This is a genomic window from Thiorhodococcus minor, from assembly GCF_010820565.1.
In the GTDB taxonomy this organism is placed as follows: domain Bacteria; phylum Pseudomonadota; class Gammaproteobacteria; order Chromatiales; family Chromatiaceae; genus Thiorhodococcus; species Thiorhodococcus minor.
In genome coordinates, this window is the sequence record NZ_JAAIJQ010000109.1 from 1 (window position 1) to 15447 (window position 15447).

The following is a 15447-nucleotide window of genomic DNA, read 5'->3' on the forward strand; positions in this document are numbered from 1 at the left end:
CTACCCGCTGCCAACTCCACGCCCCCCGGCCCCCCCCCCCCCCAATCACCAACCCCCGGGGGGGGGGGCCGCGGGGGGGCCCCCAACCCGCGATTCGCTGCCCAGCGCCCATCCCTTGTGGTCGCACCCCTTGGTCGCTTGAGGCTAGCGACCGCGCCTCGCCGAGGGTACCCTATCCGGCCGTGTCGCCAGACGCATCCTGGCGTGGGCACATCTCGGCCGCGACGAGTGACCGCGCGATCCGGCCCGCACCTTCAAACCATCTTCAGAGGGGTCAATGAGAGCCTTTCGCTATTCGATCATCGTGACCATCGCCTGCGTGCTGGCCGCCTTCTACTGGGGCCTCCAGTCACCGCTCGGCGCCTGGTCCGCCGTCTTCCTCGTCCTGATCCTCGGCGTCATGGAAATCAGCCTCTCGTTCGACAACGCGGTGGTCAACGCCTCCGTGCTCAAGGACATGGACGAGAAGTGGCAGCAGATCTTCCTGACGGTGGGCATCCTCATCGCAGTCTTCGGCATGCGGCTGCTCTTTCCCATCGTGATCGTCGCGGTCGCCTCCGGGCAAGGCATGGGCGAGGTCGCCGCCATGGCCCTCCAGCAGCCGGAGCAATATGCCAAGTATCTCGAGGAGAGCCATATCGGCATCTCCGCCTTCGGCGGCATGTTCCTGCTCCTGGTCTTCCTCTATTTCGTACTGGACCACACCAAGGAGGTGCACTGGCTGGGAGCCGTCGAAGAGCGGCTGGCGCGCCTTGGCAAGCTGGACTCGATCCAGGTCATGGCGGCCCTGGTCATCCTCTTTCTCCTACAGGCCCTGGTCGAGCTGACGCCGGAGCAGCGCGCCGCGATGCTGACCGCGGGCATTGGAGGCGTCATCCTCTATGTCGCCGTCAGCAGCCTGGACAGCTTCTTCGAGAACGACGAGGCAGGCGAGGCCGCGGTCAACACCGCCAAGCGCTCCGGCGTCGCCGGTTTCCTCTATCTGGAGGTGCTGGACGCGTCCTTTTCATTCGACGGGGTCATCGGCGCCTTCGCCATCACGCGTGACGTCGTCATCATCATGCTGGGACTGGCCATCGGCGCCATGTTCGTGCGCTCGCTCACCGTCTATCTGGTCAATAAGGGCACCTTGGACGAGTACATCTTCCTAGAGCACGGCGCCCACTGGGCAATCGGCGCGCTTGCAGGCATCATGCTGGCAAGCATCTTCGTGCACATCCCAGAGGTGATCACCGGCCTGATCGGTGTCGCCTTCATTGTGTTGGCGGTCATTTCGTCGATTCGCTACAAGCGACACCATCCGCATGAGACGAGCGAGACCGCTTAGACGGACGCCACCATGGACGCCACAATCAAGCCGAGCTGGCGGCTCATCACCAGCCACCCCGCCTATTTCCTGGCCTTTGGACTGGGCACGGGGCTCAGCCCTAAGGCACCTGGCACTGTGGGGACGCTGCTCGGCTTTCCCTTGTACTTTGGGCTGGCGGCCATACTTCCGCTGCCAGGAATTCTGGCAGCCCTCCTGGTCGCCTTCGTCGTCGGAGCCAAGCTCTGCGACATGGCGGGAAAGGCCGTCGGGGAGGCGGATCACGGCGGCATCGTCTGGGACGAGATCGTGGCCATGGCGCTGGTGCTGTGCTTCACGCCACCCGGCTGGGGATGGTGGCTGGCCAGCTTCGCCGCGTTCCGCGTCTTCGATATCTTCAAACCCTGGCCGATCCGTTACTTCGACGAGCGCTGGAAGAACGGACTCGGCGTGATGGTGGACGACCTCTTGGCTGCTGGCTATGCCATCCTGGTCATTCTGCTCGCCGGCCTCTGGCTCTAACCCTTACGCCCACCCCCTGACTGGTACAGGCGTCCGTCCCGATGGCGCGATAAGTCATACATCAATTTAGAGATGGAAATCTGGCGGCCAAACCCACACCAAACTGCCTGAGGTCTCAGTCCAGAGGGCCGAGCATCGACCGATCGATGTCTCTGGATAACAATCGCACTCACCACATCAATCGAACTGAGGAGAAAAGCAACATGGCTATCAGTCTGCAGAAAGGCGGCAACGTCAGCTTGAGCAAGACCGATCCCGGGCTGGTCAACGCGCTCGTCGGGCTCGGATGGGATGCCCGCTCCACCGATGGCGCGGACTTCGACCTGGACGCCAGCGTCTTCCTGGTCGGCGACACCGGGAAGGTCCTGTCCGACGCCCATTTCGTCTTCTACAACCAGAAGACCTCGCCCGACGGCGCCGTGGTGCACTCCGGCGACAACCTCACCGGTGCCGGCGAGGGCGACGACGAGTCGGTCAGCATCAATCTGCCGACCGTCGACGCCCAGATCCAGCGCATCGTCTTCGCCGTCACCATCCACGAGGCCGAGGCGCGTAAGCAGAACTTCGGCATGGTGCGCAACGCCTTCATGCGCGTGGTGAACAAGGACAGCAACACCGAGATCGCGCGCTTCGATCTCTCGGAGGACTACTCCACCGAGACCGCCATGGTCTTCGGCGAGGTCTACCGCAACGGCGCGGAGTGGAAGTTCAAGGCCGTCGGCCAGGGCTTCGCCGGCGGCCTCAAGGCGCTGGCGACCGACCACGGCGTCAACATCGGTTAAAGCGAAGCAGACCCGCGACGGCGCCTAGCCGCCGCGGGCGCGATCTGACGGAGAGAAGCCTCGATGCCCAGTTTCACTGTCACCGGAGAAATCGATCCCTTCCTGCACGTCAGCCTGCGCCAGAAGGAAAAGATTTTCTGCGAATCCGGCGCCATGGTCATGATGGAGGCGCCGCTGCAGGTCAAGGGCCAGCTGCGCGGCGGCCTCGGGCGCGCCCTCATGCGTCGCCTGGCCACTGACGAATCGCTCTTCCAGCAGGAGATCGAGGCCGTCGGCGGAGACGGCGACTGCCTGCTTTCCCCCACCCTGCCGGGCTCGATCGAACTCCTGGACGTCAGCCCGGGCGAGAGCTACACCCTGTCGGACGGCAGCTTTCTGGCCGCCGAGTCCGGCGTCGAGGTGCGTGCGCGCATGAACACCTTGGGCGGCGGCCTCTTCGGCGGCACCGGCGGCTTCGTCATCATGGAGGCGACCGGGCAAGGAAAGCTCGCCATCTCGGGCTTTGGCTCTATCTTCACTATCGACGTCACCCCAGACCGCGAGACCGTCATCGACAACAACCACGCCGTCGCCTGGTCGTCCAACCTGCAGTTCGAGGTTGGCATGCCCCAGACCGGGGGCGGATTCTTCGGCAACGTGGTCAACTCGGTGACCTCGGGGGAGGGCCTGGTCATCCGTTTCCGCGGACAGGGCAAGGTCGTCATCTGCTCACGCAATCGAGAGATCTTCCGCGGCCCCGGACAATAAGAAGCGACCGGGCTCGCGTCGACAACAACACCACACTGAGAGGTCTAGGACATGGGTATCAATCTACAGAAAGGACAGAAGATCTCGCTGGAGAAAGAGGCCGGCGGAGGACTCTCCAAGATCGTCATGGGCTTGGGCTGGGATGCGGCCAAGGGTAAGGGCGGCATGCTCGGCGGACTCTTCGGCGGCGGAGGCGGCAGCATCGACCTGGACGCCTCCTGCCTCATGTTCGACGACGGCGGCAACCTGACCGACACCGTCTGGTTCCGCCAGCTACGCAGCAAGGACGGCAGCATCCAGCACACGGGCGACAACCTGACCGGCGAGGGCGAGGGCGACGACGAGCAGATCATCGTCGACCTGACGGCTGTCCCGGCCGGCATCAAGAGCCTGGTCTTCACGGTGAACAACTTCACCGGACAGGACTTCTCCCAAGTCGAGAACGCCTTCTGCCGCATCGTCAACGGCGCCAACGACAGCGAGATCGCCCGCTACGATCTCAGCTGTCAGGGCGGCCACAACGCCATGATCATGGCCAAGGTCTATCGTCACGGCGGCGAGTGGAAGATGCACGCCATCGGCGAGACCGGTCAGGGCCGCACCGCGGAGCAGTTGCTTCCGCAGGTGAAGCCGCATCTCTAGCCCAGATGGCGGCACGCCGCCCCTGGGCATGAAAGCATGGCGTCCTCTGCCGCTCGGAGGCTGGACGGGCATAGCTCCGGCGTGGGAGCCCCGCCCCGACCGCCGATCGCGGCGGGGCGCCGCTCCCACAATCGAACGGCTGGCCCGATCGCGTCCTCGGGAAGGCTTGTCCATGACCCCAAACAGCCCGGTGTCGATGATCGCGCCGAACAGGCTCCGCGCCGAGGGTCTCGCGTGAGCGAACGCCTCCAAGTCGAACTCGCGACCGGCAGGCTCTCGGTCCAGGTGCGCGAGGCGACCTTTCCGCTGGAGACGCTGTGCGGCTTCGCGGCCCGTAACAACCGCAAGCGCGGCTTCCTCTTCCTGAGCAAGGTGCTCGGCAAGCACTGGCCGGCCCGGCCCTCGCTGATGCGCCACGTCCATGAGTACCTTGCGAGCCAGCTCGACCTCGGACCCGGCCCCTGGGCCTTCATCGCCATGGCGGAGACGGCCACGGGCCTGGGGCAAGGCGTCTTCGAGGCGACGCTCGACCGGCACCCTGGAGCCGAGGCGCTCTTTCTGCACTCGACCCGCTATCGGGTCGCGGGACGCCCCTACCTCGAGTTCGAGGAGGAACACTGCCACGCCCCGGATCAATACCTCTATGAGCCGATCCAGCCCGCTCACCAGGCGCTCTTCCGCAACGCGCGCGAGCTGGTCGTCATCGACGACGAGATCAGCACGGGCTCAACCCTCTGCAATCTGGTCTCCGCCTACCGCGCCCAAAACCCGAACCTGGAGCGAGTCCACTTCGTCGCCATCACCAACTTCAGCGGCGCGGACAGCGACCGGCGCTTCTCCGCGCGGCTCGGTCTGCCCCTGCGCTGCGTCGCCGCCCTCCATGCGGATTTCACCTTCGCGACCGGCGACTGGCCCAGCACCGTGGCGGCGCCAAGCGCGGTCGGCGACAACGGCTGCGGTCCCGGACAGATCGCCGACGACCTGGGACGCTTCGGGATCAGCCGGCGCATCCCCATCCCCGCGGCGGACATCGACGCGCTCGCCGCGGGCTTGCCGCCAGGCGCGCGGGTGCTGGTGCTCGGAACCGGCGAGTTCATGCACGTCGCCTTCCGCGTCGGGCAGCAGATGGAATACCGGGGCTACGATGTGGTCATACAATCCACGACGCGCTCGCCGATCCTGGTCGGCGCGGATGTTGGACGCCGTTTGATCTTTGGGGACAATTACGGCGAAGGCATTCCCAACTATCTGTACAACGTCGACCCGGCCGAGCCGGACCGCATCCTCGTCTGTCACGAGACCCCGGCCGAGGCACTGCAAACGCTCCTGGAGACGCTCGGCCCCAAGTGCCGAGCCTACAGATATACGACGCTGCCGGAGACGGCCTGATGGCAGCACTTCAACCTCAAGCGCACTGAACGGAGGATCCAATGGCTATCAATCTAGGTAAGGGCGGTAACGTCAATCTGAGCAAGGAGGCCCCCAACCTCGAGAACGTCCTCGTGGGCCTGGGCTGGGACGCGCGCGCGACCGACGGTCAGGACTTCGACCTCGACGCCAGCCTCTTCATGGTGAAGGAGGACGGCAAGGTCCCGGGCGACACCCACTTCATCTTCTACAACCAGAAGACTTCGCCCGATGGCGCGGTCGAGCACACGGGCGACAACCTCACCGGCGAGGGCGAGGGCGACGACGAGGCCATCCATGTGACCCTCTCCAAGGTGCCGCCTGAGATCCAGCGCCTGGTGATCGTGGTGACCATCCACGACGCCGAGGCCCGCAAGCAGAGCTTCGGCCAAGTCAGCAACGCCTTCGTGCGCATCGTCAACCGCGACAACAATCAGGAAGTGGTCCGCTTCGATCTCTCGGAGGACTACTCGACCGAGACCGCCATGATCTTCGGTGAGATCTACCGCCACAGCGGCGACTGGAAGTTCAAGGCCGTCGGCCAGGGCTACGCAGGCGGTCTGCGGGCGCTCGCACTACAGCACGGCGTCAACGTCGGCTGAGCCGCCATGGACCTCACGCGCGGACAGCGCGCCAAGATCGCCGACCTGGTGCCCGGCGGCCAACAGCTCGCCCTCGGGGTGGCGGCCGAGGGCCCAGGCCTGGTCATCGACTTCGCCTGCTTCGGTCTGGACGCCCAGGGCAAGCTGTCCGACGAGCGCTACATGACCTTCTTCAACCAGCCGCAGACCCCCTGCGGCGGCGTGCGGCTGGAGACGCCGCCAGGGGATGCGGCAGGCTTTGCGATCGATCTCGGCAAGCTGCCGGCCTCGATCGATCGCCTGACCCTCACCGCGGCCCTGGATGGTGCCGGCACCATGTCGCAGCTCAGCCGCGGCCATGTGCGCTTTCTGGGTCCGGGCGGCGAGGTCGGGCGCTTCGCCTTCACCGGCGGAGACTTCGCAAGCGAGCGCGCGCTCATGCTGCTGGAGATCTACCGCAAGGACGGCATCTGGCGGACCTGCGCCCTCGGCCAGGGCTTCAACGGCGGTCTGGACGCACTGGTCAGGCATTTCGGCGGGACCGTCGCCGAGCCGACGCCAGCACCGACACCCGAGCCGCCCAAGCCCCAGGCGCCGCCGGTCAACCTGAGCAAGATCACGCTCGAGAAGCGCGGCAACACGGTGTCCTTGCAGAAGAAGGGCAGCCAGGCGCACGGCGAGATCCTCATCAATCTCAACTGGGCCATGCGCTCGGCCCCGGTCAAGCGCGGGCTCTTCGGCGGCACCCGCTCCGGCGGCATCGACCTGGACATCGGCTGTCTCTTCGAGCTGAAGGATGGCACCAAGAGCGTGGTGCAGGCCCTGGGCAACACCTTCGGCAACTTCTGGGGGCCGCCCTACATCATGCTGGACGCCGACGACCGCACCGGCACCCGGACCGAGGGCGAGAACCTGCGCATCAACGGCAAGCATTGGGACGAGATCAAGCGCGTCCTGGTCTTCGCCTTCATCTACGAGGGCACGCCGAACTGGGGCGAGGCCAATGCGGTCATCCGGCTCAAGATGCCGGAGCAGCCTGAGATCGAGGTGCGGCTGGACTCCCCCGACAGCCGCAACCCCATGTGCGCCATCGCCCTGCTGGAAAACGACGGCGGCGCCATCCGCGTCACCAAGCTCGTTGATTACTATCGCGCCCACCCAGATGTCGACAAGGCCTATGGCTGGGGTCTGCAGTGGGTGCGAGGCAGCAAATAGGCTGGGCAGTCAGATCCTGCGCATCGCCGCGAACGACCGAATTCACCATCACTGAGAGTCAAAGGGACAACACCATGAGCTTCCAAAATTTTCTCGACAACCTGAAGAACAAGGCCTCCGAGCTCAAGAACGAGGCGATGAAGTTCAAGAATAAGGACTTCCTCAACGCCGCCATCAGCGGCTCCGTGCTCATCTCCATGGCGGACGGCAACGTCTCCTCCGAGGAGAAGCAGAAGATGATGCGCTTCATCGAGAACTACGAGGCGCTCTCCGTCTTCTCCAGCAAGGAGCTGATCGAGGCCTTCCAGAACGCCATGACCCAGATCGAGTTCGACAAGGATCTCGGCGAGGCCAAGGCCTATGACGCCATCCGCAAGATGAAGAGCAATGATGCGGCCGCACGCCTCATCATGCGCCTCATCATCGCCATCGCCGGCGCCGACGGAAACTTCGACGACGACGAGAAGCGGGTCGCGCGCAAGATCGCCATGGAGCTGGGCCTCAGCCCCGCGGACTTCGAGCTGGCCTAGGCGTGCGGAAGCTCGTCTTCCTCGATCTGGACGACACCCTCTTCCAGAGCCACCGCAAGTGCCCCAGCGAAGACGGCCTGCATCCCGTCGCCTATCTGCGCGACGGGACCTCGCACTCCTTCATGACGGCCAAGCAGCAGGCCTTTTGGCGGCTTCTGGAAGACAATGCGACCCTGATCCCCACCACCGCGCGGGATCTCGACGCCCTGAGCCGCGTGGACCTGCCCTTCCGGAGCTGGCGCATCATCGCCTACGGCGGGATCATCCTGACCCCGGAGGGTCAGCCGGATCAGACCTGGCTAGAGCGGATGCGGCAGGTTTCGGACGGCGCCATCCATGAGCTGCGCCTCCTGCTCGGCGCCGCCGAGGATATGATCGAGCGCGACGCCCTGGCGGCACGCGTGCGTATCGTGGGGGACTTCGATCTGCCCTTCTACATCGTCGCGAAGTACAAGGACGGCAAGGAGGCGGACCTCGATTACCTGCAGCAGGAGCTGCTCCAGCCCTTGGTCGACGCACGCAGCGACCGCTTTCGCCTCCACCGCAACGGCAACAATCTCGCGGTTATCCCGCGCACGCTCGGCAAGGAGCACGCCGTGCGCCACCTGACCGAGCGGCTTCGCCAGGAGTGGGGCGAGCTGATGACCTTCGGGGTCGGCGACAGCCTGATCGACGGGGCCTTCATGGCCGAGTGCGACTACGCCCTGACCCCGAGGGGCTCGCAATTGTTCGCGGAGACCCTGGGCAAACCCTTGCTCTGATGAGACCCTGTGGGAGCGCCGTCCGGGGCGCCGTCGGTTGAGCTCAGAGCCCAGGCCTATGATCGCCAATCGGAGCCGTAGTCCACCGAGCCCCGCTCCGGCGTTGGCGGACTGCGCTGCGCTTGTCCACCCTACAGAAGGCGACCAGACGCAACACCGTTCGCCGCAAGAAACCCTGAGCGGGCACGAAGAGCCCGAAGAGGCACAACAATACAGAAGACATGGAGGAGCCCGGCCTGATGTCGAAGCCACACCCATCGCGCGATGCGGAAGCCCACTTCTCCGGCAGCTATCGCCCCGAGGACGTTCGCTTCCTGCTGAAGCCGATCGAGGTCCGGCCCATCGACGTCGCCGAGAAGGAGCGGCTCATCCAGAGCGGGCGGCGCCACTACAGCGAGATGCTGAGCCCCGAGTCCCTGCCCTCCCCCAAATACATGGAGGTCTTTCAGCACGCCTTCGCCATGAGCCGCACGCGCATGGCCGAGGGACTGCTGGATCTCGCGGCCATCATCGCCGCGCGCCGTCCGGCGGAGATCACCCTGGTCTCGCTCGCGCGCGCGGGCACGCCGATCGGCGTCATGCTCAAGCACATCCTGGGCGACATCTTCGAGCGGGACGCACAGCATTACTCCATTTCCATCATTCGCGACCGCGGCATCGACCAGAACGCCATTCGCTTCATCCTCGACGATGCGGCCAGGGATCCGGCGGGGCTGCTGTTCGTCGACGGCTGGACCGGCAAGGGCGTCATCGCCCGCGAGCTGACCGCGGCTGTCGTGGACTTCGAGCAGGCGCATGGCGAGCGCCTGGATGACAGCCTCTTCACCCTGGCGGACCTCGCGGGGGTCGGCATCGCGCCCAGCGACGAGGACTACCTCATCCCCTCGAGCATCCTCAACGCCACCATGTCCGGCCTCGTCAGCCGCTCCGTGCTCAACGAGCAGATCGGCCCAGACGACTTCCACGGCTGCGTGCTCTACGAGGAATTCGCGCCCAAGGACCTCTCGACCTGGTTCGTCGACACCCTGCTCGGCGATGCCAAGGCCCTGATCGAGGCCGGCTACTCGCCCAAGACAACACCAGTCGATCCGGCCCGGGCGCGCGCGCGCTCGAGCAGCCTCATCGCCGCCATCAAGGACAGCTTCGGCATCACGGACGTGAATCTCATCAAGCCGGGCATCGGCGAGGCCACCCGCGTGCTGCTGCGGCGGGTGCCCGAGCTGGTCCTAGTCCGGGATCCGCAGCTCCCGGAGGTCGCCCACCTCCTCCAGCTCGCCCAGGAGAAATCCGTGCGCTGCGAGGTCGACCCGACCCTGCCCTATCAGGCCATCTCGCTCATCAGGGGGTTACCCGATGCTTAACGCCTACCGACTCGGCGCATCCCTGTACGTCCCCGTCACCCACAAGGACGTGCTGCCCATCGCCAACGGCACCAAATGGCCCGAGCTGCGCTCCGTGATCTTCTGCACCGAGGACGCCGTCGCCGCCCAGGCGCTCGGGGCCGGGCTCGACAACCTGCGCGCCTGCCTCGAGCAGATGAGCCAGACGTCGACGACGCTGCGCTTCGTGCGCGTGCGCAACCCCGAGATCCTCAGCTGGCTGATCACCCTCCCCGGCGCCGAGAAGCTGGACGGCTTCGTCCTGCCGAAGCTCGACATCAACAACGCCGACGCCTATCTGGGACCGCTGCGACACACCCAGTTCCACTGCATGCCGACACTGGAGACGCGCGACGTCTTCGAGCCCGCCAAGATGATCGCCCTGCGCAACTACCTGCTCGAGGCCGGCCACCAGGAGCGCATCCTCGCCCTGCGCATCGGCGGCAATGACCTGCTCTCGCTGCTCGGCATTCGGCGTCCACGGGACCGCACCGTCTACCGCACGCCACTCGGGCACACCATCGCCAACCTGGTCACCATCTTCAAACCCTTCGGATTCCAGCTCACCGCGCCCGTCTTCGAGCACATCGACTGCCCCGAGATCCTGCGCGAAGAGCTCAGCGACGACCTCGCGCATGGCCTCTGCGGCAAGACCGCGATCCACCCCGACCAGCTCGCCATCATCGAGTCCGGCCTGCAAATCTCGGAGGTCGAAGTCGAAGCCGCGCAGCGCATCCTCACCGAGGAGCAGGCCGTCTTCAAGCTCAACGGCTCCATGTGCGAAGTCGCCACGCACCGCACCTGGGCACAGAGCATTCTGGAGCGAACCGCGATGGAGTCCTGAGCCAGCCCGCCATCTTGCCTTTTCGCCGCCGCATTCAGCGCTTGGCCTGAGCGACGAGGTGGTTGGCACACTGGAGAGCGAGGGAGCAGCCCCCTGGCGATCCGGCGGTGATCGCCCAGCCGATGCCGAGTCGAAATGCGTGGCTGGACGGGATGCGTGGCTGGGCGGGAATGCGTGGCTGCAGCCGGGCTTTCGGGTACCCTAGACGCATGCAGCACCAGCCCCGCAAACGTTTCGGCCAGAATTTCCTGCATGACCCAGCGGTCATCCAGCGTATTCACACGGCCATCGCTCCCAGACCAGACGACCGGCTCGTCGAGATCGGCCCAGGCCGGGGCGCCATTACCGAGGGACTTCTGCGTCGCCTTGGCAGTCTGGACGTCATCGAGCTGGACCGAGACCTGGTCGGTCCGCTCGCCGCCCGGCTCGGCCCCTTGGGCGAGCTTCGCGTCCACAATGCGGATGCGCTGGCATTCGATTTCCGGGCGCTTGCCGGCGGCGGCGGCAGACTCAGGCTCGTCGGCAACCTGCCCTACAACATCTCCACGCCCCTGCTCTTCCACTTCATCGACCAGTCGGAGTCCCTGATCGATCTCCACCTGATGCTCCAGAAGGAGGTCGTTGACCGCATCGTCGCCACACCTGGCGATAAGATCTATGGGCGTCTCTCCGTCATGGTACAGACCTACTGCGAGGCCCAGAGCCTCTTTCGAATCGGCCCAGGCGCCTTCAATCCCGCCCCCAAGGTCGATTCTGCATTCATGCGGCTCAGGCCCCATCGTCCGCCGCGCCATGAGATCCTGGATCCGGCCTTGCACGCACGCATCGTCGCCGCAGCCTTCGGACAGAGGCGCAAGACCCTGCGCAACAGCCTGTCCGAGCTTATGGATGCCGACCTGGTCGCGCGGGCCGACATCGACCCATCCCTACGCGCCGAAAGCCTGGACGTCGAGGCCTTCGCCCGACTCGCCAACCTAGCTTGCAAAACCCCGGGAATGGCCTGAGATCCTCCGACCTCGACGCGGAAACGCCCCTGTCGCCGGCGGGCCGAGCGTCCGCCAGGATCGCACCGCGACCGCTCGGTCCCGGCCGGTTGATTCCGCTGTCTCAATAAATCAGCATGTATCCCGAGGTATTTCGAAAGAGGCTTGTAAGATGACGGATGAGGATCAGTTGGAGACCGAGAACGACAGCCCGGAGCTGGAGATCATCCAGCTCGCGCGGGCCAACGACGTGCTGCCCGTGGAGATCCATATCCTTCCCGTGGCCTCTCGCCCCTTCTTCCCCGGACAGGCCGTCCCCCTCATGATGGATGCCGAGCACTGGGCGGCTACCATGAAGGCCGTCGCCGACACCGACCACAAGATCCTCGGCGTCCTCCTCGTCGACAGCGAGACCTCCGAGGAGGCGACGCCGGAAAACTTCTACGAGATCGGCACGGCCTGCCGCGTCCACCGCGTCCACCAGCAGGACGGGCATCTGCAGGTGCTGGTGGAGTGCCTGCAGCGCTTCCGCGTCGAGAAGGTCATCCACAAGAAGGTCCCCTTCAAGGCGCACGTCTCCTACCTGCCCGAGCCGGACGCTGGCGACGACTCTGGCATCAAGGCCTACGCCATGGCGGTGATCAACACCATCAAAGAGCTGCTGCCGCTCAATCCGCTGTACGTCGAGGAGCTGCGGGTCTTCCTCGACCGCTTTGGCCCCGAAGATCCCTCGCATCTCGCCGACTTCGCCGCGAGCCTAACGACCTCGTCGAAAGAGCAGCTCCAAGAGGTCCTGGAGATCCTGCCGCTGCTACAGCGCATGGAGAAGGTGCTCGTCCTGCTCAACAACGAGCTGGAGCTGGCGCGTGCCCAGCAGAAGATCCGCCGCACCGTCGAGGAGAAGATGCAGAAGCAGCAGCGCGAGTTCTTCTTGCGCGAGCAGCTCAAGGCCATCCAGAAGGAGCTCGGCATCGCCAAGGACGACCGCACGGCCGAGATCGACAAGCTCAAGGCGCGCATCGAGGACCTCGACCTCACCGAGCAGGCGCAGAAGCGCGTCGAGGAAGAGCTGGACAAGATGGGGATTCTGGAGACCGGCTCGCCCGAATACTCGGTCACGCGCAACTATCTGGACTGGATCACCCTGCTACCCTGGGGCAAGCACTCGAAGGACAAGCTGGATCTGAAGCGCGCCCGTCGCGTTCTGGATCGGGACCACTACGGCCTCGAGGACGTCAAGAAGCGCATCCTGGAATTTCTGGCGGTCGGCATTCACAAGGGCGAGATCGCCGGCTCCATCATCCTGCTCGTCGGGCCGCCCGGCGTCGGCAAGACCTCCATCGGCCACTCCATCGCCGACGCCCTCGGGCGCCGTTTCTACCGCTTCTCGGTCGGCGGCATCCGCGACGAGGCCGAGATCAAGGGCCATCGCCGCACCTACATCGGCGCCATGCCGGGCAAGTTCCTGCAGGCCATGAAGGACGCCGGAACAGCCAACCCTGTCATCATGCTCGACGAGATCGACAAGATCGGCGCCTCCTACCACGGCGACCCCGCCTCCGCCCTTCTGGAAGTGCTGGATCCCGAGCAGAACACGGACTTCCTCGATCACTACCTCGACCTGAGGTTCGACCTCTCCAAGGTCCTCTTCGTCTGCACCGCGAACCAGCTAGACAGCATCCCCGGCCCGCTGCTCGACCGCATGGAGGTCATCAAGCTCTCCGGCTACATCGCGGAGGAAAAGCTGCAAATCGCCCGGAAGTACCTGCTGCCGCGCCAGATCGACAGGGCAGGACTCGCCAAGAAGGCCGTCAAGCTGGACGCCAAGACGCTGCGCGCCATCATCGAGGGCTATGCACGGGACGCGGGCGTCCGCCGGCTTGAGAAACAGCTCGGCAAGATCGTCCGCAAGATCGCGGTGCGCATGCTGGAAGGCGAAGAGACGCCCATCACCGTAACGGGTGAGGAGCTTACAGACTATCTCGGCAGCCCGGTCTTCCGCGACGAGCGCAAGCTCTCAGGCCCAGGCGTCGTCACCGGCCTCGCCTGGACGGCCATGGGCGGCGCCACCCTCTCCATTGAGGCCGCCCGCACCCACGGCTTCAACCGCGGATTCAAACTGACCGGCCAGCTCGGCGATGTCATGAAGGAATCTGCCGAGATCGCCTACGGCTACCTCGTCAGCCACGCGACCGAGTTCGGCGCGGAAGCGGCCTTCTTCGAGAAGTCCTTCATCCATGTGCACGTCCCCGCTGGCGCAACGCCCAAGGACGGCCCCTCAGCCGGCGTCACCATGACCTCGGCCCTGCTCTCGCTGGCGCGCAACGAGCCGGTGCGCCGCATCGCAATGACAGGCGAGATCACCCTCACCGGCGAGGTCTTCCCGGTCGGCGGCATCCGCGAAAAGCTGATCGCGGCACGCCGCGCCGGGATCAAGGAGATCATCTTGCCGGAGGACAACCGAGGGGATTTCGACGAAGTGCCCGAGCATGTGCGCAAGGGGCTGAAGGTGCACTTCGCGTCGCGTTACGAGGATGTGCTGCCCTTGCTGTTCAAAGCTTAACCAAGTGGGCAGTGGGCAGATTAGACCGAAGCTCTGACCGATGCGAAGCGTTATCTGCCTGAACTTACTCGTCTTTCAAGAACAGTAGGGTAGAGGGGCAAGAGCCAAGTCCACCAAGTCCCATGGCTGCTATCGTGGACTGCGCCGCGCTTGTCTACCCTACTGGCCCAACCAGGCTAGAGCGCGGATGCACGCCGACGATAGCCGATCCCAGCAAGTCCTAAGAGCGCCGAGCCGAACAGCCAAACCGCGGCCGGAATGGGCACCGCACTCATGGGGCCAACCGCCCCGGATCCGGCGAGGGTGACCTCCATTTTCGTGACGCCAGCTAGGCCGCCAGGGCCGCCAAACGTCCGCAGCTCATATCGATTCCTGCCGTCATCCTCGGAGTCCCTTAGGTCGAACGTTTGCAGGCTCTCGTCGGCGAAGGTCAGCTGCACCTCACTAGACTTGCCGCCGCGCACGTCATTCATGTCAAATACGCTCAGGTCTTGGAGCGTCACCTCATTCTCGAACTCAAACGTGAGAATCCCGCCGTTCCAATGGTCATTGGCAGCCCCGGTATCACTCCCCTGGACGATCAGGACGTTACCTGGCGAGTAGGTCTGAGACGGATTGTCGATATTGTAGAAAGGCGCTTCCAAGTCTGAATCTGCGCCCACCGCTCCGCCTGTGTCATAGATCCGAGCGAACCCAGACTGATAACTGCTGCCATTCCAGTACTGCGCGGAAACATTGATGTTCCCGAAAGAGGTGCTAATGACATCGACCACAGTTCCTTCGCTTCCACTAAAGCCGCTGCCAGTAAGGTTGATCGTCGCTGCGATGGCTCTCCCGGATTTCGGGGGGTCTAGCGATTCATTTTAAAACAAGCATTTAGTGGCGATTTGGGCGTACACGCAGATCCCAAAATAGCGCTGAGCGTGCGCTCGCTAAGCCCCTGATGGGTCAGCACACGACCCCGAAGTCACGGTATCCGTTGAGGTCCAAGTACACTCTCTGATAAAGGTGTTTGAGGTTCGTCATTCCGTAGCAGCGCCGCTTGATGACTTTGAGCTTATTGTTGAGGCCCTCGACAAAGCCGCTGGAGTGACGACCGACGAAATAGTTGGTGATTTCCTCGAAATGCGTGCTGAGCGTACCGAGGAAGCGATTGAAACAGGTGAGCTTGCGATTGCTGACGCG

16 protein-coding genes are annotated in these 15447 nt (G+C 64.6%); 14 read left to right on the top strand and 2 right to left on the bottom strand.

The genetic code is table 11. From position 1 onward, the window contains the following. Positions 1-277: 277 nt before the first annotated feature. The 14 genes from G3446_RS23245 to lon all read left to right on the top strand — a co-directional run bounded on the left by G3446_RS23245 (position 278) and on the right by lon (position 14262). Positions 278-1327, top strand: coding sequence for a DUF475 domain-containing protein (locus G3446_RS23245; RefSeq protein ID WP_164455792.1), 1050 nt, complete (start codon positions 278-280; stop codon positions 1325-1327). Between the two features lie 12 nt (positions 1328-1339). Beyond that, a complete protein-coding gene (locus tag G3446_RS23250; protein WP_164455794.1) occupies positions 1340-1828 on the top strand; it encodes a phosphatidylglycerophosphatase A family protein in 489 nt (162 codons plus the stop codon). 203 nt (positions 1829-2031) lie between these two features. After that, complete coding sequence (locus tag G3446_RS23255) at positions 2032-2610, top strand: TerD family protein (protein WP_164455796.1); 579 nt, start codon at positions 2032-2034, stop codon at positions 2608-2610. Between the two features lie 63 nt (positions 2611-2673). Further along, on the top strand, positions 2674-3357 hold the full coding sequence (locus tag G3446_RS23260; RefSeq protein WP_164455798.1) for a TIGR00266 family protein: 684 nt from the start codon (positions 2674-2676) through the stop codon (positions 3355-3357). A gap of 51 nt (positions 3358-3408) precedes the next feature. Further along, the gene (locus G3446_RS23265) at positions 3409-3999 is read left to right on the top strand and encodes a TerD family protein (RefSeq protein ID WP_164455800.1); all 591 of its coding nucleotides are present in this window, start codon (positions 3409-3411) and stop codon (positions 3997-3999) included. Between the two features lie 234 nt (positions 4000-4233). Then, on the top strand, positions 4234-5388 hold the full coding sequence (locus G3446_RS23270; protein WP_164455802.1) for a phosphoribosyltransferase domain-containing protein: 1155 nt from the start codon (positions 4234-4236) through the stop codon (positions 5386-5388). 41 nt (positions 5389-5429) lie between these two features. Then, positions 5430-6008, top strand: a complete 579-nt coding sequence (locus tag G3446_RS23275; RefSeq protein ID WP_164455805.1) for a TerD family protein — start codon at positions 5430-5432, stop codon at positions 6006-6008. Between the two features lie 6 nt (positions 6009-6014). Continuing rightward, complete coding sequence (locus G3446_RS23280) at positions 6015-7202, top strand: TerD family protein (RefSeq protein ID WP_164455807.1); 1188 nt, start codon at positions 6015-6017, stop codon at positions 7200-7202. Between the two features lie 74 nt (positions 7203-7276). Next, positions 7277-7732, top strand: coding sequence for a tellurite resistance TerB family protein (locus G3446_RS23285; RefSeq protein WP_164455809.1), 456 nt, complete (start codon positions 7277-7279; stop codon positions 7730-7732). A gap of 2 nt (positions 7733-7734) precedes the next feature. Continuing rightward, positions 7735-8493, top strand: a complete 759-nt coding sequence (locus G3446_RS23290) for an HAD family hydrolase (protein WP_164455811.1) — start codon at positions 7735-7737, stop codon at positions 8491-8493. A 239-nt stretch (positions 8494-8732) separates the two neighbouring features. Next, positions 8733-9854, top strand: coding sequence for a cysteine protease StiP family protein (locus tag G3446_RS23295; protein WP_164455813.1), 1122 nt, complete (start codon positions 8733-8735; stop codon positions 9852-9854). Then, positions 9847-10716: an HpcH/HpaI aldolase/citrate lyase family protein gene (locus G3446_RS23300; protein WP_164455815.1), complete on the top strand. Its 870-nt coding sequence runs from the start codon at positions 9847-9849 to the stop codon at positions 10714-10716. The genes G3446_RS23295 and G3446_RS23300 overlap by 8 nt, the downstream gene beginning before the upstream one ends. A 209-nt stretch (positions 10717-10925) precedes the next feature. Continuing rightward, entirely contained in the window at positions 10926-11720 is a 795-nt protein-coding gene (gene rsmA, locus G3446_RS23305; protein ID WP_164455818.1) for a 16S rRNA (adenine(1518)-N(6)/adenine(1519)-N(6))-dimethyltransferase RsmA, read from the top strand. Positions 11721-11871: 151 nt separating this feature from the next. Next, positions 11872-14262 (top strand): endopeptidase La, encoded by a 2391-nt coding sequence (lon, locus tag G3446_RS23310; protein WP_164455820.1) that lies wholly within the window; start codon positions 11872-11874, stop codon positions 14260-14262. 176 nt (positions 14263-14438) lie between these two features. Here the strand turns inward: lon and G3446_RS27720 are convergent, their stop codons facing one another. Together G3446_RS27720 and G3446_RS29285 are read right to left on the bottom strand one after the other, a co-directional pair. After that, a complete protein-coding gene (locus G3446_RS27720) occupies positions 14439-15035 on the bottom strand; it encodes a VPLPA-CTERM sorting domain-containing protein (protein ID WP_209262590.1) in 597 nt (198 codons plus the stop codon). A gap of 175 nt (positions 15036-15210) precedes the next feature. Further along, positions 15211-15447: transposase (locus G3446_RS29285; RefSeq protein ID WP_164455822.1), on the bottom strand; the 237-nt coding region annotated here is incomplete at its 5' end.